This is a genomic window from Paenibacillus sp. LjRoot153 (genome assembly GCF_964253085.1).
GTDB lineage: Bacteria > Bacillota > Bacilli > Paenibacillales > NBRC-103111 > Paenibacillus_E.
Map to the genome: position 1 here is coordinate 3,389,225 of NZ_CAXUQH020000001.1, position 21,394 is coordinate 3,410,618.

Genomic DNA, 21,394 nt, shown 5'->3' on the forward strand with positions numbered 1-21,394 from the left:
GCAGCTTGACGGAAAGCTTTTTGAAAGGATGGTAAGAGGGGATGCGCAAAATGCTGCAAAATATGAAGTTGATGAAAAAGTTGATCCTGCTGCTTATCGTCTTCGTTGTGATTCCAACACTCGTGTTGGATTTGGTCGTTGCCAAGAAGCTGGAATCCATTACAGAGGAACAAGTAGGGACAGCTCTGCTCCAATTAGTCCGGGGAAGTCATTTGACACTGGACCGTGAAAGCAGCGATTTTGAAGAAAAAACGGAAAAAATTATGATTTCGCAAGAAATCCAACAACTGGTAAGCGTTCCGTCATCCTCCGAATATGAACGGTTTGAGATCTTCAAAACGTTAGATAAATATTTGAACAATTATTCCACGAATGCCGTGCGGTATTCGTTGTTTTTCTCGGATAAGGATAAGTTATATTCGTTCGTCCCTAATTCTGACCTGTTGAATAACGGGGTGTTCTATTCGACGGATATGACGGATCTTTCGTGGTATAAAGCGGTTAGTAATGCGAAAGGAAAGGGGATTATTCGAGTCATTGATAAATTCGGATATAACCCGAACAACACACAAACTGTAGCCTATTTGAGGCAATTGAACAGTATTTACAACGGTGAAACGGTTATCGGCTACTTGGTTGTTTCGGGCATTGAAACGCCATTGCAGATGGATTTCGTCCCTTTTGATAAGTACAAAGATGCGCAAATCCTGTTGCTAGATCCCGATAACACCGTCTTGGCGACGAATACCGAGGCTTTCGGGATTGGCTCGAAAATGGGTGTGCCCGAAGGTAAGGAAGAAGGGGTTTATAAGCAAATCGAGAACAATGAAGAGATCATGTCGGTCATTCACACGAGTGAGATAACGGCAACCAAACTGCTAATGCGTGTTCCAGTCGAATCGATTATTAGTGATCATATCTCAGTCCAGCGCCTTGTGGATTGGATTATGTTGATTTATTTCCTGATTTTGATTTTGGCGAGTATGTACTTTATTCAATCGATCTTGAAGCCGATTTCCAGGCTGGCTCGCATTACGAATTCCTATCACCCAGGAAAACCTTTGGCCATTACCATGCATGCAGAAAGTAAAAATGAGATCGTACTGCTGAGTAATCATTTCATCCGGATGACGAATCGATTGAATCAGACGATTTATGATCAATATGAGCTTGAATTAAAGCATAAGGAAGTTGAATTGTCGATATTGCATACACAAATCAATCCACATCTCCTCTATAACACGTTGGAGTCCGTCTACTGGCACACGTTAATGGAGGGGGCGGCGGAATCGGCCGAAATGATTAAGGATTTGTCGCTCATTATGCGGATTGGGCTTAGTAAGGGCAAGCTCCTCATTCCGGTGATGGAAGAAATCAATCATGCCGAGGCGTATGTACGGCTCCAGTTATTCCGCTATGAGTATGCGTTCAAGGCGTATTGGGAAATCGAAGAGGAGGCCAAACGTTTTCTAATGCCGAAGGTGCTCCTGCAGCCGATTATTGAGAATGCCATCCTCCACGGAATCAAGAATATGAGCCATGATGGGGAGCTTTGGATCAAGGTGAAGCATACGGAAGGTAAACTGATTATCAGCGTAGAGGACAACGGCTATCGACCCGCAGATATCGGGATGTTGAATGCCATTTTGCAGGGGAAAGAGAGCAGCAAGGGATTCGGTATTATTAATGTGCAAAAGCGGATCCAGCTGCATTTCGGGGAAGGCTTTGGCCTGCAGTATGCGTTGCGGGAGGATCAGGGAGTACGGGTATGGATTGAGATTCCGGCGGTGTTGGATGAGACGGATTTGAAGTAGGGCAGGAGAGCTGCAAAGTGCATGTGCAACCCTTAAATCTCGCTCTCTCTACCGAGGCCGCTGCCATTTCTTGCGATAGACCAGCGGCGTGTCACCGGTGCGGTCTTTGAACAGATTGATGAAGTGGCTGACATTGTCGATGCCGAGGGTGGCTGCAATTTCGGATACAGGCATATCGGAGTATTTCAAGCGTTCTTTAGCATGAGTCATTCGGATGTTAATCACGTATTCGTGAGGCGAGAAGCCTGTGTATTGCTTAAACCGTTTGGCCATGTGGTATTTGCTAACCGCATGTTGGTGAGCAAGCTCGTTTAATGAGATGGATTCTGTAAATTTAGATTCCAGGGTCTGACAAATAGCATCGATATAAGCAGGCTTGTCCGATTCGGATAAGCCTATTTGCTGTGCGAAGAGGACGATCTCCGTCAGCAGATCAACGAGAAACTTCGATGTGAGGAACTCTGTAGCCGCGTTTCTTTGTTGTTGGATTTGCAAGGTTTGACGCAGTAAAGTTGATACGGACGATTGGTTATTTAACTGTAAAACAGGCTCGCGTGACGCTGCATAGTGATCATAATAGGCTGTTGCAGCACTCCCGTGAAAATGGACCCAGAGTAGCTCGAGGGGCTCTTGGGGATTAGTTGAATAGTGATGATAGCTATCACAATGGATGAAAAATAACTGATGAGCTCCTAATGGATATGTGCTATCTCGATAAGTCAGTTGACCTGCACCCTTCAAAATATAAGCAATCAAATAGGAATCAAGTCCTTCCCGTTCTGTAAAATAGCCAGGAAGCGTATAGAAGTGACCTATCTCTTGTACATAAAACAGGTTCGTTTTGGCAAATGTGGAGGGGCTAGAGATGAAACGAATCGAGTCTTCCGACCACGCGGTAGTGAAATTTTCTTTCATGAGAGAAGTGCCTCCGAGATCGTCACAAGATTCTATTATTTTTAACCAAGATCCTTGGATGTTATCTTGATTGTAAGCCATTACAATTAGTTTATAAAGCTATTATTTATGGACGAATGGAGATGCTTCAATGTCAATTTACCCAGCGATTAAGGCAAGCCTCAAGCCGCGAATTGGATTATATTCTGTTGGACTCCGAGCATATTGGGAGCAGTTCCCCGGTTTAAAAGAGCGATTAGAAGAATATGGACGTTTCATTGAGCGGAAAATGTCCGCCTGGGCAGACGTCTATTACTACGGGCTCGTAGATACGGAAGGGGAAGGACGGAAGTCAGGGGAGTGGCTGAATGAACGGCAAGTAGATCTTGTTTTCTGCCATGCAGCAACATACTCCACGAGTTCTACCGTATTGCCAGTGCATCAAATTTGTAAAGCCCCTGTTGTGTTCCTTAATTTACAGCCAACAGCGAGACTTAATTATGAGCAGTCGACGACAGGAGAATGGTTGGCGCATTGTGGCGCTTGTCCAGTGCCTGAGTTTGCTAATGTGTTCAACCGATCTGGTATCCCATTCCGAGTTGTCAATGGCATGCTGGGTCTTGACTATACGCCAGCCATCTCATTGACGGATGAAGTGACACATGAGCGCCGTGAAGCGGTGCGTGCGTGGAAAGAGATTGAAGAGTGGGTGCGGGCAGCAGGAGTACCTAGAACCTTGCAGCATAGCCGCTTCGGTTTCTTAGGCAATACCTATAGCGGGATGCTCGATATGTACAGTGATTTTACGATGATTTCTGCACAGACAGGTCTTCACGTGGAAGTGCTTGAAATGTGTGATCTGGACCGCATGCTGCGAGAAGTGACTCCGCAGGATGTGAAGAGGAAGCTGGATGAACTGCAGGACATGTTCCAAATTAGCGGTGATTCCCCTTCGGATCCGATTGCGAAGAAGCCAACGGAAGAGCAGCTGGAGTGGTCATGTCGGGTAGCTGCCGCGCAAGAGAAGCTTGTGCGTACCTATGATTTAGACGCCTTGTCGTACTATTACCATGGCGCGCCTGGTGGTGAGTACGAGAAGCTGCAAGGCGGCTTCATTGTCGGTAACTCGCTGCTTACGGCGCGTGGCATTCCTTGCTCAGGTGAAGGAGACCTGAAGACGGCTGTCGCGATGAAAATCAGCGATATTCTCGGCGTCGGCGGCTCCTTCTCGGAAATTGTCGTCGTGGATTATATCGACGAGACGATTCTGCTTGGCCATGACGGTCCGTTCCACATCGCGATTTCCGAAGGGAAGCCGATTTTGCGCGGCATGGGGCTGTATCACGGCAAGCAAGGGACCGGCGTGTCCGTCGAAGCCAAGGTGAAGACGGGCGCGATCACGACGCTGAACGTGACGCAGACTGGCGATGGGAGGCTGAAGCTGATCTCCAGCGAAGGCGAGTCCACGAACGGGCCGATTATGAAAATCGGCAACACACAGACGCCGGTGAGGTTCCGTGAGCATCCGGATGCGTACATGTCACGCTGGTTTGCAGAAGCGCCGACGCATCACTGCGCGATGTCGATTGGGCACAATGCGTCCCAGTTTCAGAAAGTCGCGGATTTAATGAAGGTGAAACATGTGATTTTGTAGTTGCTATTGTCACTGAGAAATAGAAAAACGCAACAGTCCCAAAAAGGACAGTTGCGTTTTTTGCATCCACGTACATACCGCCGTAGCTCTATTACGGCATTACTTCTCATTTCAACCAGGTGACAGTAGGTGCTCCAATTCATTCTTATATCCACATTTGTGGAAGTGCTTGATTAATTTTGTGGAAAGGCAGATAGGTCTTCAGATGAATCAGAAATTCCTGTCACATCAATGTAATGATCGATGGAGTCAAGAACTTGACTTAACGGAGATTGCGTAAAAATAATGCGATCCGCGTGAATAGCGTTATAGGTGCTATCATCTTTGTTTATTTTGAAACCTCTATAATTCTCGTAAATAGTTTTCATGGCAATCGCTCCTTCGCTAGGATGTATATAATAAAATACCATCTTATGGATAAGTTTGGTAGAGGTGTAAAATAAGAGATTCTGTCACTTTATGAATGTTCATGTGATTTTTACATTAAATTCGTGAATTGGAGAAGCTATTAGGTGGATATACGTGTTTTTTGCTATTCTGTTCTTTTTTATGTTACAGTTATGTGGGGGTGAATTCAAGTGTTAAAATTAAGTATTTTGGATCAATCGCAAATTGGAGAAGGTCGTAATGCCGCGCAGACGTTGGCTGAGACGACTGAACTCGCACAAGAAGCAGATCGAATTGGCTACAGCCGCTTCTGGGTGTCGGAACATCATGCTTCACAAGCATTGGCGCATTCGAGTCCTGAGGTTCTGATCGCGCATTTGGCTGCCAAAACAGAGCGCATCCGACTAGGCTCTGGAGGCATCATGATGCCTCATTATAGCGCATATAAAGTTGCTGAAAACTTCCGCTTGTTGGAGGCGCTGCATCCGGGGCGTATTGACGTTGGGCTTGGCCGTGCACCAGGCGGCATGCCGATATCCACACGTGCGCTGCAAGAGGGCAAATATACAGGTGTTGACCAATACCCTCAGCAAATCGCTGATTTGACGGGTTATTTATATGATTCACTTCCAGCGGGGCATAGATTCGCCGCTCTGCATGCATCGCCGATCATTCCGACGGCACCGGAAATTTGGCTGCTCGGCTCTTCCTATGACAGCGCAAGAATTGCTGCTGATCAGGGGGCTGCTTTCGGCTTCGCGCAATTTTTTGGGAATGCGGACTGTGAGCAGGCGCTGCGAATTTATCGCGAGCATTTTACACCGTCGATCTTGAATGAGAAGCCACACTCTCTAGCAGCCGTGTTGGTCATCTGCGCGGATACGGAGGAAGAAGCGAATCAACTGGCACTGAGCACGGACTTATTCTTCTTGTCTTTAGGTCGTGGGATGCTGCTGCCGTCGTTCCCGTCAGTGAATACGGCGCTCAATTACCCGTATACGGAGAATGACTATGCCATGATTCGCAATGGCCGCCACAGACGGATAGTTGGTACACCGAAGCAAGTGAAAGAAGAGATCTTGAAGCTGAATGAAGCTTATCAAGCGGATGAAATCATGGTTGTCTCGCCGATCCATAACATCGAAGCGCGATTGCATTCGTATCGCTTGCTTGCGAAGGCGTTCGATCTGTAAAGTTAGGGGAACTAGCGCTCCTCTAGGCGTTTCACCAGACAATCAGCGCCCCTTGTCAAACAGGCCATCCCCACTTCCGCCACGTCATTAGTGGAAAATGTACATCTAATTTCGCTGAATTTGCTTGAAAATCTGAAATAACTGGATTTCATGCAGCTAATTTCAGCGATTTGGTTTGATATCAGCCAATCGGTGAAAATTAGCTGTAGGTTTTCCAGTTATTCTCTTTCATTAGCGATTCTGTGTGAAAGTAGCTTCATGTTTTCCAGTTATTTTACAGAGTGAGTGGTTGGAGGAAGGCAGTGGTGGTATAGAAGTCAGAGTGTGTGCTTGGAAATAGGCAGTGGCGATATAGAAGGCTGAGAGTAGTTCGAGGTTCCTTGCGCCGTAAATTCAACTTTTTCCATTAGTCCAACGTCACCGCGCATCCAGCTTGCTCTATTGTGAAATCTGCATTTGCGTTTTTTGGTAACTGCCATTACACTTAAACAAAAAACGGTGGAGTGGTGGCATGAGCAAGAATCGCGTATGGAACAAGGGAAAACGGAATGGTGGAGGCGGTCCTGCACCTGGCACAAGCTACAAAGAGAAGCTTGCAGCAGAGCAGCCTTTTAAAGCAGAAGTGATTGATCTTTCGAATCCAATTAATCAAGTGAAACGCATGAGCCGTGAGAACTGGGTAGAACGTCCGACCCGACCAGCTCGCGCGCAACAACCGAATAAGTAACATTTGCATCAAGCCTATTCAGTCTCCTTCAGTGGAGATTGTGTGGGCTTTTTTTACGCCAAAATTCTCGTTAGCTAGTCACTCATGCGACTTTTTCCGCCGAAAACCCCATATAAATGGAAAATGTGCCGAAGGTGAGATTGTAATGTGCCAAGCGGATAAGGTTCGACAAAGGAGGCCATGCATCATGAGATCCGTCTTGAAGCTAGAAATCGAGGAAGCGAAGGTGATGATTGCTGCTGGTATTCAAGCTGCGGAGGAAGCTCAAGCGGCAGAAACGATTTGTATCGTCGATGAAGGCGGTTATTTGTTAGCCTTAGAGCGAATGAACGGGGCACGCAACACGAGCCCTGAGCTGGCAATGGCGAAAGCTTTTACGGCAAGTGGGCATAGACGTTCGACGCACCTGTTTAATCAACCTGGCGGGCCAGCGACGATCCATGGGGAAGCGTTTGGCATTCACGCCATGATGCCGGGGAAGTTTGCTATTTTTGTAGGTGGCTTTCCTATCGTGGTCAACGGTCAAGTCATTGGCGGGGTTGGCGTGAGCGGAGGGGCAGGCGAGGAGGATATTGCCGTTGGTGTGGCGACCTTGAAGGCGCTGCAGCAGCACCTCGGCGATAAATTCGAAGTACTTACTGAAGCGGATATTAAAAAGTGAAGAGGAGCGACCGTGTCCTAAGTATCTAGTGTAATGAGAAACCCCCGACACCTCTCCAGGGAGAGATCGGGGGTCGATTCACTATAAAAGACCTCTAACATACTTAAACGTTTCTTCGATCGTATGATTTTCGAGTCGCTCCAATGAAATATCAACGCCTGGCTTGTATTGGTGCAGCTTTTTCAAGAAAGCTGACGTCTCAAATATTCCTTGGCCGGACTCAATTTCATTTTTTTGACCATTTTTGACTACATAATCTTTCAAATGAGTCAGGACTATTCGGCTGCCAAAAGTTGCGAAGGCATGATCCAAGAAAGCTCCTTGATCTTGCGGTTCAACCACAGTTGGAGGCAGCAGATTAACGGGATCGAAAACGACACCCAACGTGCTAGAAGGAACTTCTTCTAGGATTCGTGCCATTTTCTCTGTACTGGATAAAGTATGCGTGAAAACCGGTTCTAATCCGATATGAACGCCCCAACGCTCGGCCTCTTCTGCTAATTCCTCAACCGTTTGCTTCAGGATGGACCATCCTTTGGCCTCATACCCGCTAGCATCATCCGCAAGATACGTTGTCAGATCACCCGTTTCAGTCGCGACTATGGATGTGCCAAAGTCTCTGGCGTACCGTAAATGCTCTTTGAATCTATCGATTTCATAGCGACGTTGCTGCGGATCGGGATGAATGGGATTGATGTAACATCCGAGCACGCCAATCCGCACACCAGCGCGATGAAATTGCTCGCCAATATGATAGGCGAGAGCTGGGCTTAATTTCCCAAGACTTAAATCATAATCGCTAATCGCTTTACTAAGTGCTAATTGAACGAAGTCGATGCCTCGTCCGCTTAACTTCGCTGTCAATTCCTTCAAGGGCAGATGGCCGACGGTATGAGCGAGTGTCCCGATGCCCATCTACCTGGCCATCCATCCGCCGTCCACGCAAAGCACGTGTCCGTTCATATAATCGGAAGCACCCGAAGACAAGAAGACAACAGGACCTTTCAAATCCTCTGGTGAACCCCAACGGCCGGCTGGAATACGCTCAGTGATAGAAGCCGTACGTTTCTCATCTTTGAGAATTGGAGCCGTGTTATTTGTTGTCATATAGCCGGGAGCAATGGCATTGATTTGGATGCCTTTTCCTGCCCACTCGTTCGCTAATGCTTTCGTCACACCTGCAATCGCATGCTTACTTGCTGTGTAACCTGGCACGTTAATTCCACCTTGGTACGTTAGCATCGAGGCAATATTCACGATTTTACCGCTGCCGCGTTCGATCATATGACGACCAATCAGTTGGCAAAGGAAGAAAGCCGAGTTCAAGTTCAGGTCAATCACATCGTGCCAATCTTGACGCGCGTGGTCTACTGCTGGTGTACGACGGATAATACCCGCATTATTCACTAGAATATCGATGCCGCCGTAAATACCAATCGCTCTAGCAACAACATCTTCAAGGATGTCTTCATTGCTTAGATCAGCTGCGATAAGCTCTGCTTTGCCGCCTAATGCGCGGATCGCTTCAACGGTTTGAACGCTTTCAGATGAGGATACTGCAATTACGTTTGCGCCTGCTTCTGCAAGACCGATAGCCATGGCTTGGCCTAGGCCGCCTGAAGCACCTGTAACGAATGCTGTTTTTCCCGAGAGATTAAAAAGTGTCATAACGTACTCCTTTTCCAAAAAAGAAATTATAGGTTTCAACTTTGCAACTTATTCTTAAAGTGTTTCAATCTGGATGCCCGTTTCGCGGAACTGCTGAGCCGTTTCTTCCGTCAACCCGCTATCGGTTAAAATCATAGCTACCTCAGAAAGGGATGCGAAGGTTCGCAACGCACATTGTCCGAATTTGAAGTGATCGATAACCCCATAGACGGTTGCACTGGCACTTATTAAGGCCCGCTTATACTCAACTAGATCATTGGTATAAATCGTAAAGCCATGCTGCAGATGCACCCCAGTGGCAGAAATGAACGATTTCTGAATGTTGAGGCCTCGCACATAGTCTACAGCTTCTGGACCGGCAAGCATGTTGCGCAGACGATAACCGCCAGGCACGACAAGCCGAATTTCATCCTTATGGACAAGTTCAGAAATAATGTAAAGATCGTTGGTTACAACGGTAAGCGGCTGATTATCCAGCCGCCTAGCAATTTCAAGCGTTGTCGAGCCGCCATCCAGTGCGATAATATCGCGAGGCTGGATGTACCGGAGTGCGAGAGATGCAATCTCCGATTTTTTGTCGGCATGCTTGATATTCGGTTCTTTCGCAGAGAGAATGCCTAACTGATCACTTTGAGCTAGCATAGCACCGCCATGAATGCGGATAAGCAGCCCTTTTTCTTCGAGCTTGGCTAAATCCTCGCGAATGGTTTTTCCTGTTACTTCTAGACGTTCACTCAGCTCATTTACGGTGACTTCTTTCTGAGCGAGTAAAACTTCCATGATCGTTTCATATCTACGTAATGGATTCATCGGGATTCATCCGTTCTTGTAATGGGATTACCGATTATTTTAAATCTTGCATGGCAACTGCGTCCATATCGTTAAACATTTGATTTTCGCCAGCCATACCCCAAATGAATGTGTAGTTATTCGTACCAACACCGCTGTGAATAGACCAGCTTGGTGAGATAACAGCTTGCTCATTGCGCATAACAACATGACGTGTTTGTTGCGGTTCACCCATCATGTGGAAGACAACGGCATCTTCTGGCATGTCAAAATAGAAATAAACCTCAGAACGACGGTTGTGCGTATGAGTCGGCATTGTGTTCCACATGTTGCCTGGTTTCAATAATGTCATACCCATAACAAGTTGACAGCTTTGAATGCCGTCCAAGTGGATGTATTTATAAATTGTACGCTCATTAGAAGTGTTGATGCTGCCTAGGTGAGCAGGTGTCGCTTCACTAATCGCCACTTTCACTGTTGGGTACGTTGTGTGAGCTGGTGTGGAGTTGAAGTAGAACTTCGCTGGGTTCGCTGCATCATCGCTTGCGAAGGAAATTTCTTTGGAGCCAAGACCGATGTAAATGCAGTCTTTGGAATCCATCGTGTATGCTGTACCATCAACTGTAATTGTTCCTCTTGCTCCTACGTTGATGATGCCGATTTCGCGGCGCTCTAAGAAGTAGTCAGCAGCCATTTCTTTCGTGTCAGCTTCTAATTTAAGCGTTTCAGTTGTAGGCAAAACTCCGCCAATAATAAAACGGTCAACGTGTGAGTAAACTAATGTCACTTGGTTTTCAGTAAATAACGATTGGATTTGAAATTCAGCTTGTAAACGTTCAGTATCAAATTGTTTAACTTCATTCGGGTGGGACGCATAGCGAATATCCATGGTTTAATCTCTCCTTAGAGTTGGTTTATTTGTGTTGATATACGTTCATATAGGTTTAATTTACTTCATATCAACCATTTAGGCAAGGAGATCTTGCGTGCGATTTGTGGAAATTAGGGAAGTTGTGAATAAAGTAAGCGGAAAGTGTACAAAACAAGCAAACGAGTACAGTTTATTAGGAAGATATGAATGAGGAGGCATATGTCGATGGACAAAAGTCACTATTTCGATCACGTTTGCAATGATACAATTCCAACACTGCCAGATGAAGAAGATACAACTCCGACGGATATGATAAGTGAGGCTGTTGAAGAAATTATGGATAATTTAAGTCATCCTTTTTCGAATGATGAGTACACGGATCGAGACTAAATGTATGACGAATCCCTTCCTTATGGAAGGGATTTTCTTTTTGAAGGCAGGGGAGTACAATGATCATATGAACGGATGGAAAGGAGTTCCCGATGCCACAATCAACAAGATTATTTCCTGCTTTGTCGCCGGATCACCCCTGTCATCCTCAAGTGGTTGCTTATTATTTTAAACAATGGCAAGGCTTTCATATGCCCTTTCACCGACATGATGCGACTGAGATCATGTATACCATACAAGGTTTTTGTGAGATAGAGATACAGCTTTCCCCAACAAGAACTGAACGAGTTAAATTGAAAAAAGGGGAATTCATTCTTCTCAATGCCAATATTGCCCATCGACTTATTGTTGAAGATGATGAGCCATGTCGCATGCTCAATGTGGAATTTCGCTTTACACCGCATCAGGGCGTGATGCCCTCTTTACAACAACTTGCCGCGGAAGAGAAACAATTGAACTCTTTATTGGAAGTTCAGACCGCTTACTTAGTGCTGCGTGATCCAGATGAAGTTTATCATGTGATGAAAAGTTTGGTGCTAGAGCTAGATAAGCCAGCGGACAAGAGTGAGTCGATGATTCAACTGCTGATTGCTCAACTGCTGATCCGAATCGCTCGTTTACGCCGTGAATCTGCAAGCAATAGTTTGGTGCAAAGCGAATGGTATGTGAAGATAAGCATGGATTATATGCATCAAAATTACGATCGTGAGATTCAAGTTAAAGAGATTGCAGGGGCTGTGAATTTACATCCAGGCTATTTACAGCGCATATTCAAAGCGGTGACAGGACAAACCCTGATGGCATATTTAACCGAAATAAGAATGGAAAAAGCACGAATGCTGCTGCTCGAAACAGACATTCCGATTGCGGATATTTCTGAGTATATCGGGGTGGGCAGTCGTCAGTATTTTCATATGTTATTCAAGGCGCACACGAATATTACGCCTACTGATTTTCGCAAGTCGATGAACACGCACAAGCATATGTATCCAGAAGGAAGTTAGGATTTTTGACACATGGCGTACAATGAGGTTAGAAATTTGATAACGTTTTCTCTCTTTGCTTGGTACAATGTGAAGCATAGACGAAGTGATAGAGAGGGCGATATATATGGCATTTAAGGTAACATTCATTGGCGCAGGAAGTATCGGATTCACACGTGGATTACTACGAGATTTATTAGCTGTACCTGAATTTCATAACATTCAAGTGGCTTTTACAGACATTAATCCACATAATTTAGAGATGGTGACGGAGCTCTGCCAAAGAGATATCCATGAGAATGGCCTATCGATTCAGATTCAAGCGACAACGGATCGCAGGGAAGCGTTAGAGGGTGCGAAATACGTGCTATGCACAATACGTGTTGGTGGTCTCGAGGCTTTTGCAACAGATGTTGACATTCCTTTGAAATATGGTGTGGACCAATGCGTAGGCGATACATTGTGTGCAGGTGGCATCATGTACGGCCAACGTGGCATTTCCGAAATGCTTCGCATTTGCCAAGATATTCGCGAGGTCGCTGCGCCAGATGTCACACTATTGAATTACGCGAACCCTATGGCAATGCTGACTTGGGCTTGTAATAAATACGGCGGTGTACGCACGATAGGCCTTTGCCACGGTGTACAGCACGGTCATCATCAAATCGCAGCTGTTTATGGATTGGATAAGAAAGACGTGGACATTATATGCGCTGGCATTAATCATCAAACATGGTATATTCAGGCTTCCCACGAGGGTAAGGATTTGACGGCAGGGTTACTAGAAGCATTTGAGAATCATGCCGAGTATGCACGAACAGAGAAAGTTCGAATTGATATGCTGCGCCGCTTTGGCTACTACAGCACAGAGTCGAATGGACATTTGAGTGAGTATGTTCCTTGGTATCGGAAAAGGGCAAGTGAAATTGGGGATTGGATTGATATGGGGTCTTGGATTAATGGAGAAACAGGTGGATACTTACGTGTGTGCACGGAGGGACGACGTTGGTTCGAAACCGATTTCCCGAACTGGATGAACGATCCGGCATTCGTCTATGCGAGCGAGAAGCGCAGTGAAGAGCATGGCTCCTATATCATTGAAGGCTTGGAAACAGGACGCGTCTACCGTGGACATTTCAACTTGGTTAATCAAGGTGTGATCTCGAATTTACCAGCGGACGCCATTATCGAAGCGCCAGGCTATGTGGATCGCAACGGCATTTCGATGCCGCATGTCGGTGATCTGCCATTGGGGCCAGCGGCGGTGTGCAATGTCAGCATCTCCGTTCAGCGCTTAGCGGTAGAAGCGGCTGTTCATGGGGATGATAAGCTGCTGCGTCAAGCCTTTATGATGGATCCTCTCGTTGGAGCTGTCTGCAATCCGAAGGAAATTTGGCAAATGGTTGATGAAATGCTGGTTGCCCAAGAGGCTTGGCTGCCGCAATATGGTGCGGCGATTGCTGAGGCCAAACTGCGTCTTGCAGCTGGGAACCTCATTCCGACGCGTGACTATGAGGGTGCTGCTCGTGTGAAAGTGAAAACAGTCGCTGATATGCAGCAGGATCGTGAAGCAGCGAACAAGAACGCAGGAGAAGCTGACAAAGGAAAGGATCGCGCGACAACAACGGCGTGAGGTTCGTTTATTTTCAAGTATGTTCATTTGGGTTCTTTTCGGGTATAATTAGTAGGTAAGTGAAGGGCCGCTTGCGGTCCTTCTTTTTTTAATTTTAGGTGGAAGCGTTTTATAACGAAAGGGGACAGTCAGATGTCTAATATTGGCGTATGGGAAGCTGCAGAACCAGGCGTGACTCGCTGTATTTTGAAAGCTGAAGTAGGTTTAATGATGATGGAGGTTCACTTTGAACCTGGGGCCATTGGTTATCAGCACAGTCATGTTCACGAACAAATGTCGTATTGCTTGAAGGGTAAAATCGAATTTACAATCGATGGCGTCGTTACTGTTATTGAACAAGGCCAAACGGTTTATATACCTAGTGGAGCTAAGCATGGCGTTACCGCGTTGGAAGACTCTGCACTCTTAGATGTATTTACACCGATTAGAGAAGATTTGGTGAAAAGATAACCAGTTGCTCCCGCAACTGGTTTTACTTTAGTAAGAGATTTGAATGCGTTTACATATGTTAGATGGAGGCTGATTATGCGAAAAAGGGGACGTAAAGCGTGGAATTGGTTTCACCGCAGCTTATTTTTACGTGATCGTCCACTGACTGTTAAATTGCTTGTCTATTCAGCTATGCTAGTTGTGATTCCGTTATGTGTTGTTGGATTCATCTCCTATCAGAAATCGTCTGAGGTGCTGCGGGAAGAAGCGAATTTAAGTAATGAACAAATTATTGAGCAGGTCAAGCTCCACATTGAGTATTACATACGCGATTTCGAAATTGACTCGATTCGTATGCAGAACCATCCGGCCATGCAGCAGTTCCTTCGGATGACGAGTGAACAAGAAGTGAAGGAATCGGGTATCCGCGAACCCATGATGCAGTTATTTCACGACACCGCGTACTCGCGATCAGATATTTCGCGTATCCTGCTTGTTATGGAGGATAAAGCAGTTCTGGATACAAGCTTCAACAAAAACGTAACACCAGCCATAGAATTAATTCAAGAACCATGGTTTTCTAACGTTCCTTCCAATAGTGATATTCGGCTTATCATTCGTCCGCCTTCACCTCGCTATGAGCTCGAATATGTGCCAGTCCTCTCCATTGTGAAGAGGTTAGTGAGTCCGAATACGTTGGAACCTGTTGCGACCTTGATCATGGAAGTTAATTTCAAACGCATTCAAGAAATTGCTGATCGCGTGACGATTGGGCGTACGGGATATCTCTCCATCATCGATCCCGCGGGCCATTATATATTTTCCCCAGCCAATGAGGAGATTGGTCATTTATCAGAGCTTGAACAATTACCGATTATTCTCACGCGAGATAGTGGCTCTTACCAAGCATCAACAGGAGAGAAACCGTTCTATACATGGAGCAAGTCGTCATATTTGAATTGGCGATTAATAACGATGATCCCGGAATCCGAATTAACGCATGGTACACAATATATTAGGCAAACCATTTGGTGGACCGTTGTCTTTACACTGCTTATCGCCTATTTAATCGGTATTGGCTTCGCGACTAGCATCGTTCGACCGATACGATCACTTCAATTTTTTATGAAAAGAGTGAAAGCAGGGGACTTCCAGTCCCGTGTAGATATAGAGTCCAAAGATGAGATAGGTCAGTTAACGAATGATTTTAATAAAATGGTCGAGAAGCTGCAGGTACTCATGGATGAAATTTACTATTCTGAACTTCGCGAGAAAGATCTTCAGCTACGCCAGAAAGAGACGGAACTGAAAGTGCTGCAATCCCAAGTGAACCCCCATTTTTTGATGAATGCGTTAGAAACGGTCAGAGGTATGGCATTGGAAAAGGATATGACGGATATTTCCGTATTGGTTGCCTCATTGGCGCGGCTACTGCGTTACAATTTGAATCATGCAGGCGCAACTATTTCCGTGCAACAAGAAGTTCATATCTGTGACATGTACTTGCGGATTCAACAATATCGGTTTCAAGAGAGGCTCACGTATTCGTTTCAGATTCCATCATGGGCGGAGACACAGTGGATTGCCAAGTTCGCTCTCCAGCCACTTGTTGAGAATTGTGTCATTCATGGCTTGGAGACGAGTGCGATGCCCGTCCATATTGATATTTCTGCAAAAAAATATGATGAGAAGCATTTTATATTAGAAATCAAAGATACCGGAACCGGAATACCTGATGATAGACTGAGATCCTTACAGCTCGATTTGCAGCAAAAAGATATGGTCACAGCAGTCTCACAGATCGGCATAGTCAATGTACATCGTCGAATTTCATACTTATTTGAGGAGGATTCTGGTCTTGAACTGGAAAGTAGCGTTGGTGCTGGAACCACAGTTAGAATTAAGCTGCCGCTAAAGCTACAAGGAGAGGGAGGGGCTAGTCGTGTATAAAATCATACTCGTTGATGATGAGAAATGGGTCCGTGTTGTGTTGCGGAAAGCTGTTGAGCAGACCAAGCTGCCTGTAGCTATTATGCAGGAGTGTGGAAATGGGCTAGAAGCGCTCGACGCGATTCAGCATCATCAAGCTGATCTCGTGATTTCTGATATTAAAATGCCAATTATGGATGGAATTGGATTAGCGGAGCAATTAGCCTATAAGGCAGTAAATGTCATATTAGTTAGTGGGTATGATGATTTCCAATTAGCTCAGAAAGCAATTCGGCATGGCGTGAAGGATTTTTTATTAAAGCCTGTGGAATCGGAAGCGATGGCTGATTGTTTACGCAGATGGATTCAAGAACGTGAAACGCGGGAAGAGGCATTACGTGCGGATACTGCTGTATTAAATTCAGATGAACTGTCCGCGATAGCACGTGTACAGCAATTCGTTGTGGCGAATGTTCATAAAGAGATTTCGTTGACCGATGCGGCGACACTGGTACATCTCAATCCTAGCTATTTAAGTCAGCTTTTCAAGCAGCAAACCGGAGGCAAGTTCGTTGATTTTGTAATTGAAATGCGCATGGAAGAGGCGAAACGATTGCTTGTAAAAACATCCTTGCGCGTTTCTGAAATCGCGGAAAGACTGGGGTATTCAGATATTTCTTACTTCAGTACCACGTTCAAGAAGCTAATCTCTATTTCACCTTTAGAATATCGTAAATGCGGCGGAATGCCCAAAGAAAAAGGACACATGTGAGGCGGATTTCACCTCCATGTATCCTTTTTTTATCGGGTTTACTTCTTCGCTTTCTCGATCGCTTCTAGTGTTTCTTTATATTCACTGCGATATTTCTCAATAACAGGTTTAACCGCATCCTGCCAAGGTTTGAGGTCGGAAACATCGGTAATCGTGACGCCTGCTGCCTTTACTTTAGCTTCGGAATCCTTCTCGAATTTATCCCATTCGGCTTTTTGTGTTTTGACGGATTCCTGAGCTGCTTTCTTAATCAAATCCTTGTCTTCATTAGATAGCTTATCCCAAGCTACTTTGGAAATCAGCAAAACTTCAGGTACACGTTGATGCTGGTCTAGAAGGAGATTTTTGGCTTGTTGGAAATGATTTGAAGAGAAATAGCTTGGATAGTTGTTCTCTGCGGCATCAATGATTCCGGTCTGTAAAGCATTGAAGACGTCACCGTATGGCATTGGTGTTGCGTTTGCGCCAAGTGCAGCCATGAGATCGATATTGACTTTATTTTGAATGACACGTATTTTGAGTCCCTTAAGGTCGGCTAAAGTTTTAATTGGTTTCTTCGAGTAGAAATGTCGCGCACCAGAGCTATAGTAGGCAAGCCCCTTCATGCGGGAAGTCTCTAGACTGTCAAGGAGCTTCGTCCCTTGCTCACTCTCTAGAAATTTCCATTGATGAGCGTCATTGTCGAAAATATAGGGCAAGCTGAACACTTCATATTGCTTGTTGAAACCTCCGAGAGCTCCTGTGCTGACGCGAGTAAATTCGATGGCTCCGAGTTGGACTTGCTCGATAACTGCTTTCTCTTCACCTAACTGGGAAGCGGGGAAAACATCGATTTTGATGCGACCATCCGACGCTTGATTGACCAACTCTGCGAATTTCTTATCGCCAATTGTTGTAGGGTAATCAGCCGGGTGTGTTTCAGCTAAACGGAAATTTAATTTAGGTCCATCACTTTTTTTCGTTGCTGAAGCGGGAGCAGCTGTTCCTGGTGCTGCAGTTGAGCTGTTGGTAGGCGTGCTGCCGCAAGCTGAAAGTAACAAACTTGTACCAATGACTGTACTGAGGATGGAGAAATATTTTCTATTTATATGCATGTCGATAATCACCCTTTGTCGGAAAGTTTAGTAGATCCATTCAAACTATTTGAGAAGATTGGGCAGCCACATGACGAGGCCAGGAATGTAGGTCAGAATCATAAGGACGATACACATGACATAGAAGAATGGCATCATCGCCTTCGTGCCTTCAGAAATCGAAATGTTGCCTATCGCGGATCCAACGAACAAGACGGTCCCGACAGGCGGGGTCAGAAGTCCGATGCCTAAGTTTAACATCATAATGATGCCGAAGTGAACAGGATCCATGCCAAGTGCAGTAACGACTGGAAGTAAAATTGGAGTCATAATTAAGATAAGCGGTGCCATATCCATCGGAGCGCCTAGTACTAACAAAAGTACATTGATAATTAACAAGATGATAATGGGGTTATCTGTTATGCCAAGCAGCAAATCAGTCAACATGCCAGGAACCTTGAGAAAAGCAAGTACCCAACTAAAGGTAGCTGAAGCTGCAATTAAAAAGAGTACCATGGAAACCGTTCGAAAGGTTCGCTTCAATATGATCCACATACGGCTTATTGGAATATCCCGATAGACGAGAAACGTAAGGATGAAAGCATATAAACAAGCGAGCGCGCCGCTTTCTGTTGCTGTAAACCATCCAGTGAATATGCCGCCTAAAATAATGACCGCAGTCAGAAGTGACAGAAGTCCGTCGCGGACGATTTTTGGAATATCACGTAAGGGAACTTTTTCACTCTTGGTATAACCGCGTTTAATCGCGATGATATAGCTTGTAACCATGAGGGATACACAGAGAATCAGACCAGGAACAATGCCTGCTAGGAATAAAGAGGCAATGGAGATGCCGCCGCCTGCTGCCAGGGAATATAAGACAAGGTTGTGACTCGGTGGAACAACAACGCCTTGGATGGCTGCAGAAACCGTGACGCCTACGGCGTAGTCCGTGTCATATCCTTTCTTTTTCATCATGGGAATCATGACAGAGCCTATGGAAGAGACATCGGCTATTGCGGATCCTGAAATGTTGCCAAAAAACATACATGCCACACAGTTCACCATGGCAAGACCACCGCGAATCCCCCCAACAAGAACCTGAGCGAGATTGATGAGTCGAAGAGCCATTTGTCCTTCACTCATGATCTGGCCAGCAAGGATGAAGAAGGGGATCGTCAACAAGGAGTAAGAGTTCATGCCTTGAATCATGGTTTGGCCTACAGTTGCAAGTGGAACCTTCAAGTAAACAAGGGTAAGCAGTGATGAGCCTGCCAACGCTAAGGAGATCGGAAAACGCAGGACGATCAGACCAACGAAGGTGACACATAAGATGAGAATGGCAATGGTCGAGTCCATTAGTGGGTGCCTCCTTCCTTCATATTGACATGCCGTTTCGTTTCAACGCCAAATAGCTGCAGAAGTGCATAAGCACAAGTCATGAAGCCCGTTATTGGCATAATGACATACAACGTACTGTTGGGCATACCCGTTGCTGGCAGTTCGGATTCATGCATCATGACAGTGAAATCCCAGCCGTATAGCAGGAGATAGATGCCAAATGCGAGAATAGTGAGTTCAATGAGCTTATCAAGCACTTTATTGAATGAAGCTGGAAGCTTGTGTGTAAATGAATCAATCCCTAGATGAAGCTTCTCTCGAAAACCGATCGCGATTCCCATGAATGAGAACCAGACAAGCAGTAACATAGTGACTTCTTCGGACCAGTAGAAAACGAAATTGAATAGCTTACGCGTCATGACCTGAGCGGTGACAATGATGATCATACTCAGTAAACCAATAAGTGAAGCCGACTCGATAAAGGTATCGATACCAAGAGCTATTTTTCGGAACAATCGCATAGTGAAACGGACCTCCTTTCTCTATTTGTAAGTGCTTCCATTTGCGATGTCTTTAGTATAGCGGTCGGTCTCTTGGGCAGGTACGCCATAGTTTTTAGTTTTTTTTGTAGTTTTTTTAGAATTGTTGATTGTGAAGATCAGTATTGACTGGCGATTGTCGGCAAAGTAAAGTTGAAATGATGAAATCTACCATATGTGATACAGGAAGGGTTGAGCCTTATGCAAAATAGCGGTAAATTTGCTTGGACATGGACGATTCGCGAAGAAGTTCTTGAGGAATATGTGGAGATGCACTTGGCTCCTTGGCCAGAGATTATGGAAGAGCATAGTAAAGCTGGAATCCGAGATTACTCCATTTTTCAAAATGGCGCGCAATTTTTCTATGTATTCTTGTGTGATGATTTAGATGCTGCTTTCGCCTATCTCGCAGAGAGTGAAGCATGTAATCGGTGGAATGCCATTACATCCAAAATGGTTGTAGGCTCCTTCGATTTCCGTGAAGCAGTTCCAATTACGCCGATGCGTGAAGTTTTCTATCTGAAATAAGTGATATAACGAAGAAGGATGCCTAGAGATTACTCTAGCATCCTTGTTTTATTTTCCGGCTATTTACCAGAGCTGGAATACCGTGGTTCTTGGGGAATAGAAACCTACTTGAAGTGCTACTAGGATTGGGATAGTATGAATAGCAGAGCAATTTTTGTTGAAAGGGACGTGAGAAATGAATAACCTCAACTTAACTTTATTATTGAAAGCATCACGATTTCGGGTTATTCCAGTCATGGTTATTCCTGTCGTTTTAGGTGGATTAGGAGCAATCGTATGGAACGATACATTTCATCCTATCTTATTTGTCCTAACCTTCATTGGGTCAATTGCAGCGCACTTATTCTCGAATATGATTAATGACTTATGGGATTTTCGAAATGGCATCGATACGGCTGCCAAGGAAACAGCTTCAACGATTTCGACGAATTCAGGGTTTCTAGCAAATGGCACCATTGCAGAGCGAACGTTTAGCTTGTTGACATGGTCATTATTTGCTGTAGCTCTTATTTGTGGTCTTATCTTAAGTATAAACAGCGGTTGGCTCGTACTCGTTTTCGGAGGTTTAGGTGCTTTGATTGCCTACTTCTATGTGGCCCCGCCTATTAAATTTGGCTATCGTGGCAAAGGATATAGCGAGATTGCTATTTTGCTTTCATTTGGTGTTCTACCTACTTTAGGTAGTTATTATGTGCAGACCATGCAAGTAGATTATCGACCTATTTTGCTTTCTTTGCCAATCGGTTTATTGACCACATTAATTCTATTTAATCATCATTTCCTTCACTGGAAATCAGATCAAAGTGCGGGTAAGCGAACGCTAGTTGTTGTCTGGGGCGAGAAGCGAGCGCTCATATTCTCTAAATGTCTATTCGTACTATCGTACTTGGCTTTGATTTTCTGTGTGATTATTGGCGTGTTCCCTTACTATGCCCTGCTTGCTTTAGTGACAGCCGTTCCTTTTTATCGGGTATATGGTAATTTGAAGTCAGAGAATCCTTCTCCAGCCTATCTGCCTTTAATGGGTGCTTCCCTAAAAGCAACAATCAGAGGCGGCTTGATCATGATGCTAGCTTTGGTAGTCCAAGCTATTTTTCAATAAAAATATATCACAACAAA

General features: G+C 45.2%; 22 protein-coding genes. 13 read left to right on the plus strand and 9 right to left on the minus strand.

Going from position 1 to position 21,394, the window contains the following annotated elements; all coding sequences use genetic code 11:
• Positions 1–41 precede the first annotated feature (41 nt).
• The gene (locus ACSQ8P_RS14070; RefSeq protein WP_436235773.1) at positions 42–1,814 is read left to right on the plus strand and encodes a cache domain-containing sensor histidine kinase; all 1,773 of its coding nucleotides are present in this window, start codon (positions 42–44) and stop codon (positions 1,812–1,814) included.
• 48 nt (positions 1,815–1,862) lie between these two features.
• On the opposite strand, the gene ACSQ8P_RS14075 is transcribed toward ACSQ8P_RS14070, so the two are convergent.
• Positions 1,863–2,729 carry a helix-turn-helix domain-containing protein gene (locus ACSQ8P_RS14075; protein ID WP_436235774.1) on the minus strand — a complete coding sequence of 289 codons (867 nt, stop codon included), beginning with the start codon at positions 2,727–2,729 and terminating at the stop codon, positions 1,863–1,865.
• 130 nt (positions 2,730–2,859) lie between these two features.
• Here ACSQ8P_RS14075 and ACSQ8P_RS14080 point away from each other — a divergent pair, with 130 nt between their 5' ends.
• On the plus strand, positions 2,860–4,362 hold the full coding sequence (locus tag ACSQ8P_RS14080) for an L-fucose/L-arabinose isomerase family protein (protein ID WP_436235775.1): 1,503 nt from the start codon (positions 2,860–2,862) through the stop codon (positions 4,360–4,362).
• A 173-nt stretch (positions 4,363–4,535) separates the two neighbouring features.
• Here the strand turns inward: ACSQ8P_RS14080 and ACSQ8P_RS14085 are convergent, their stop codons facing one another.
• The gene (locus tag ACSQ8P_RS14085) at positions 4,536–4,730 is read right to left on the minus strand and encodes a hypothetical protein (protein ID WP_436235776.1); all 195 of its coding nucleotides are present in this window, start codon (positions 4,728–4,730) and stop codon (positions 4,536–4,538) included.
• 210 nt (positions 4,731–4,940) lie between these two features.
• Between ACSQ8P_RS14085 and ACSQ8P_RS14090 the strand changes: the two genes are divergently transcribed.
• The 3 genes from ACSQ8P_RS14090 to ACSQ8P_RS14100 all read left to right on the plus strand — a co-directional run bounded on the left by ACSQ8P_RS14090 (position 4,941) and on the right by ACSQ8P_RS14100 (position 7,330).
• Complete coding sequence (locus ACSQ8P_RS14090) at positions 4,941–5,942, plus strand: LLM class flavin-dependent oxidoreductase (RefSeq protein WP_236291048.1); 1,002 nt, start codon at positions 4,941–4,943, stop codon at positions 5,940–5,942.
• Between the two features lie 511 nt (positions 5,943–6,453).
• Positions 6,454–6,669: a hypothetical protein gene (locus ACSQ8P_RS14095; protein WP_171635149.1), complete on the plus strand. Its 216-nt coding sequence runs from the start codon at positions 6,454–6,456 to the stop codon at positions 6,667–6,669.
• Positions 6,670–6,856: 187 nt separating this feature from the next.
• Positions 6,857–7,330 carry a GlcG/HbpS family heme-binding protein gene (locus ACSQ8P_RS14100; RefSeq protein ID WP_436235777.1) on the plus strand — a complete coding sequence of 158 codons (474 nt, stop codon included), beginning with the start codon at positions 6,857–6,859 and terminating at the stop codon, positions 7,328–7,330.
• 81 nt (positions 7,331–7,411) lie between these two features.
• Here ACSQ8P_RS14100 and ACSQ8P_RS14105 read toward each other — a convergent pair whose 3' ends face one another.
• From ACSQ8P_RS14105 to kduI, 4 genes are read right to left on the minus strand one after another with little or no spacing between them, the layout of a single operon-like run.
• On the minus strand, positions 7,412–8,245 hold the full coding sequence (locus ACSQ8P_RS14105; protein WP_436235778.1) for a sugar phosphate isomerase/epimerase family protein: 834 nt from the start codon (positions 8,243–8,245) through the stop codon (positions 7,412–7,414).
• Positions 8,246–8,998, minus strand: a complete 753-nt coding sequence (gene kduD / locus ACSQ8P_RS14110; RefSeq protein ID WP_436235779.1) for a 2-dehydro-3-deoxy-D-gluconate 5-dehydrogenase KduD — start codon at positions 8,996–8,998, stop codon at positions 8,246–8,248.
• Between the two features lie 54 nt (positions 8,999–9,052).
• The gene (locus ACSQ8P_RS14115) at positions 9,053–9,808 is read right to left on the minus strand and encodes a DeoR/GlpR family DNA-binding transcription regulator (protein WP_436235780.1); all 756 of its coding nucleotides are present in this window, start codon (positions 9,806–9,808) and stop codon (positions 9,053–9,055) included.
• Positions 9,809–9,842: 34 nt separating this feature from the next.
• The gene (kduI, locus tag ACSQ8P_RS14120) at positions 9,843–10,676 is read right to left on the minus strand and encodes a 5-dehydro-4-deoxy-D-glucuronate isomerase (RefSeq protein ID WP_056609867.1); all 834 of its coding nucleotides are present in this window, start codon (positions 10,674–10,676) and stop codon (positions 9,843–9,845) included.
• 207 nt (positions 10,677–10,883) lie between these two features.
• On the opposite strand from kduI, the gene ACSQ8P_RS14125 reads away from it, so the two are divergent.
• From ACSQ8P_RS14125 to ACSQ8P_RS14150, 6 genes are all read left to right on the plus strand, one after another.
• Entirely contained in the window at positions 10,884–11,048 is a 165-nt protein-coding gene (locus ACSQ8P_RS14125; protein WP_436235781.1) for a hypothetical protein, read from the plus strand.
• Between the two features lie 92 nt (positions 11,049–11,140).
• Positions 11,141–12,052: an AraC family transcriptional regulator gene (locus ACSQ8P_RS14130; protein WP_436235782.1), complete on the plus strand. Its 912-nt coding sequence runs from the start codon at positions 11,141–11,143 to the stop codon at positions 12,050–12,052.
• A gap of 106 nt (positions 12,053–12,158) precedes the next feature.
• The gene (locus ACSQ8P_RS14135; protein WP_436235783.1) at positions 12,159–13,664 is read left to right on the plus strand and encodes an alpha-glucosidase/alpha-galactosidase; all 1,506 of its coding nucleotides are present in this window, start codon (positions 12,159–12,161) and stop codon (positions 13,662–13,664) included.
• A gap of 132 nt (positions 13,665–13,796) precedes the next feature.
• Positions 13,797–14,114, plus strand: coding sequence for a cupin domain-containing protein (locus tag ACSQ8P_RS14140; RefSeq protein ID WP_056609861.1), 318 nt, complete (start codon positions 13,797–13,799; stop codon positions 14,112–14,114).
• A 75-nt stretch (positions 14,115–14,189) separates the two neighbouring features.
• Positions 14,190–16,043, plus strand: a complete 1,854-nt coding sequence (locus ACSQ8P_RS14145; protein ID WP_436235784.1) for a sensor histidine kinase — start codon at positions 14,190–14,192, stop codon at positions 16,041–16,043.
• Positions 16,036–16,794 carry a response regulator transcription factor gene (locus ACSQ8P_RS14150; protein ID WP_436235785.1) on the plus strand — a complete coding sequence of 253 codons (759 nt, stop codon included), beginning with the start codon at positions 16,036–16,038 and terminating at the stop codon, positions 16,792–16,794. The genes ACSQ8P_RS14145 and ACSQ8P_RS14150 overlap by 8 nt, the downstream gene beginning before the upstream one ends.
• Positions 16,795–16,832: 38 nt before the next feature.
• On the opposite strand, the gene ACSQ8P_RS14155 is transcribed toward ACSQ8P_RS14150, so the two are convergent.
• From ACSQ8P_RS14155 to ACSQ8P_RS14165, 3 genes are read right to left on the minus strand one after another with little or no spacing between them, the layout of a single operon-like run.
• Positions 16,833–17,888, minus strand: coding sequence for a TRAP transporter substrate-binding protein (locus ACSQ8P_RS14155; protein WP_436235786.1), 1,056 nt, complete (start codon positions 17,886–17,888; stop codon positions 16,833–16,835).
• A gap of 45 nt (positions 17,889–17,933) precedes the next feature.
• On the minus strand, positions 17,934–19,226 hold the full coding sequence (locus ACSQ8P_RS14160; protein WP_436235787.1) for a TRAP transporter large permease: 1,293 nt from the start codon (positions 19,224–19,226) through the stop codon (positions 17,934–17,936).
• Positions 19,226–19,729 carry a TRAP transporter small permease gene (locus ACSQ8P_RS14165; protein WP_436235788.1) on the minus strand — a complete coding sequence of 168 codons (504 nt, stop codon included), beginning with the start codon at positions 19,727–19,729 and terminating at the stop codon, positions 19,226–19,228. The genes ACSQ8P_RS14160 and ACSQ8P_RS14165 overlap by 1 nt, the downstream gene beginning before the upstream one ends.
• A 219-nt stretch (positions 19,730–19,948) precedes the next feature.
• Here ACSQ8P_RS14165 and ACSQ8P_RS14170 point away from each other — a divergent pair, with 219 nt between their 5' ends.
• Together ACSQ8P_RS14170 and ACSQ8P_RS14175 are read left to right on the plus strand one after the other, a co-directional pair.
• The gene (locus ACSQ8P_RS14170) at positions 19,949–20,275 is read left to right on the plus strand and encodes an L-rhamnose mutarotase (protein ID WP_436239524.1); all 327 of its coding nucleotides are present in this window, start codon (positions 19,949–19,951) and stop codon (positions 20,273–20,275) included.
• Positions 20,276–20,477: 202 nt separating this feature from the next.
• The gene (locus tag ACSQ8P_RS14175; RefSeq protein ID WP_436235789.1) at positions 20,478–21,377 is read left to right on the plus strand and encodes a prenyltransferase; all 900 of its coding nucleotides are present in this window, start codon (positions 20,478–20,480) and stop codon (positions 21,375–21,377) included.
• The last annotated feature ends 17 nt before the right edge of the window (positions 21,378–21,394 follow it).

Excerpts from the sequence above, each read along its gene's own strand:
- ACSQ8P_RS14070 (WP_436235773.1), top strand. The coding sequence starts at position 42 with ATGCGCAAAATGCTGCAAAATATGAAGTTGATGAAAAAGTTGATCCTG.
- ACSQ8P_RS14075 (WP_436235774.1), bottom strand. The coding sequence starts at position 2,729 with ATGAAAGAAAATTTCACTACCGCGTGGTCGGAAGACTCGATTCGTTTC.
- ACSQ8P_RS14080 (WP_436235775.1), top strand. The coding sequence starts at position 2,860 with ATGTCAATTTACCCAGCGATTAAGGCAAGCCTCAAGCCGCGAATTGGA.
- ACSQ8P_RS14085 (WP_436235776.1), bottom strand. The coding sequence starts at position 4,730 with ATGAAAACTATTTACGAGAATTATAGAGGTTTCAAAATAAACAAAGAT.
- ACSQ8P_RS14095 (WP_171635149.1), top strand. The coding sequence starts at position 6,454 with ATGAGCAAGAATCGCGTATGGAACAAGGGAAAACGGAATGGTGGAGGC.
- ACSQ8P_RS14100 (WP_436235777.1), top strand. The coding sequence starts at position 6,857 with ATGAGATCCGTCTTGAAGCTAGAAATCGAGGAAGCGAAGGTGATGATT.
- ACSQ8P_RS14105 (WP_436235778.1), bottom strand. The coding sequence starts at position 8,245 with ATGGGCATCGGGACACTCGCTCATACCGTCGGCCATCTGCCCTTGAAG.
- kduD (WP_436235779.1), bottom strand. The coding sequence starts at position 8,998 with ATGACACTTTTTAATCTCTCGGGAAAAACAGCATTCGTTACAGGTGCT.
- ACSQ8P_RS14115 (WP_436235780.1), bottom strand. The coding sequence starts at position 9,808 with ATGAATCCATTACGTAGATATGAAACGATCATGGAAGTTTTACTCGCT.
- kduI (WP_056609867.1), bottom strand. The coding sequence starts at position 10,676 with ATGGATATTCGCTATGCGTCCCACCCGAATGAAGTTAAACAATTTGAT.
- ACSQ8P_RS14125 (WP_436235781.1), top strand. The coding sequence starts at position 10,884 with ATGGACAAAAGTCACTATTTCGATCACGTTTGCAATGATACAATTCCA.
- ACSQ8P_RS14130 (WP_436235782.1), top strand. The coding sequence starts at position 11,141 with ATGCCACAATCAACAAGATTATTTCCTGCTTTGTCGCCGGATCACCCC.
- ACSQ8P_RS14135 (WP_436235783.1), top strand. The coding sequence starts at position 12,159 with ATGGCATTTAAGGTAACATTCATTGGCGCAGGAAGTATCGGATTCACA.
- ACSQ8P_RS14140 (WP_056609861.1), top strand. The coding sequence starts at position 13,797 with ATGTCTAATATTGGCGTATGGGAAGCTGCAGAACCAGGCGTGACTCGC.
- ACSQ8P_RS14145 (WP_436235784.1), top strand. The coding sequence starts at position 14,190 with ATGCGAAAAAGGGGACGTAAAGCGTGGAATTGGTTTCACCGCAGCTTA.
- ACSQ8P_RS14155 (WP_436235786.1), bottom strand. The coding sequence starts at position 17,888 with ATGCATATAAATAGAAAATATTTCTCCATCCTCAGTACAGTCATTGGT.
- ACSQ8P_RS14160 (WP_436235787.1), bottom strand. The coding sequence starts at position 19,226 with ATGGACTCGACCATTGCCATTCTCATCTTATGTGTCACCTTCGTTGGT.
- ACSQ8P_RS14165 (WP_436235788.1), bottom strand. The coding sequence starts at position 19,729 with ATGCGATTGTTCCGAAAAATAGCTCTTGGTATCGATACCTTTATCGAG.
- ACSQ8P_RS14170 (WP_436239524.1), top strand. The coding sequence starts at position 19,949 with ATGCAAAATAGCGGTAAATTTGCTTGGACATGGACGATTCGCGAAGAA.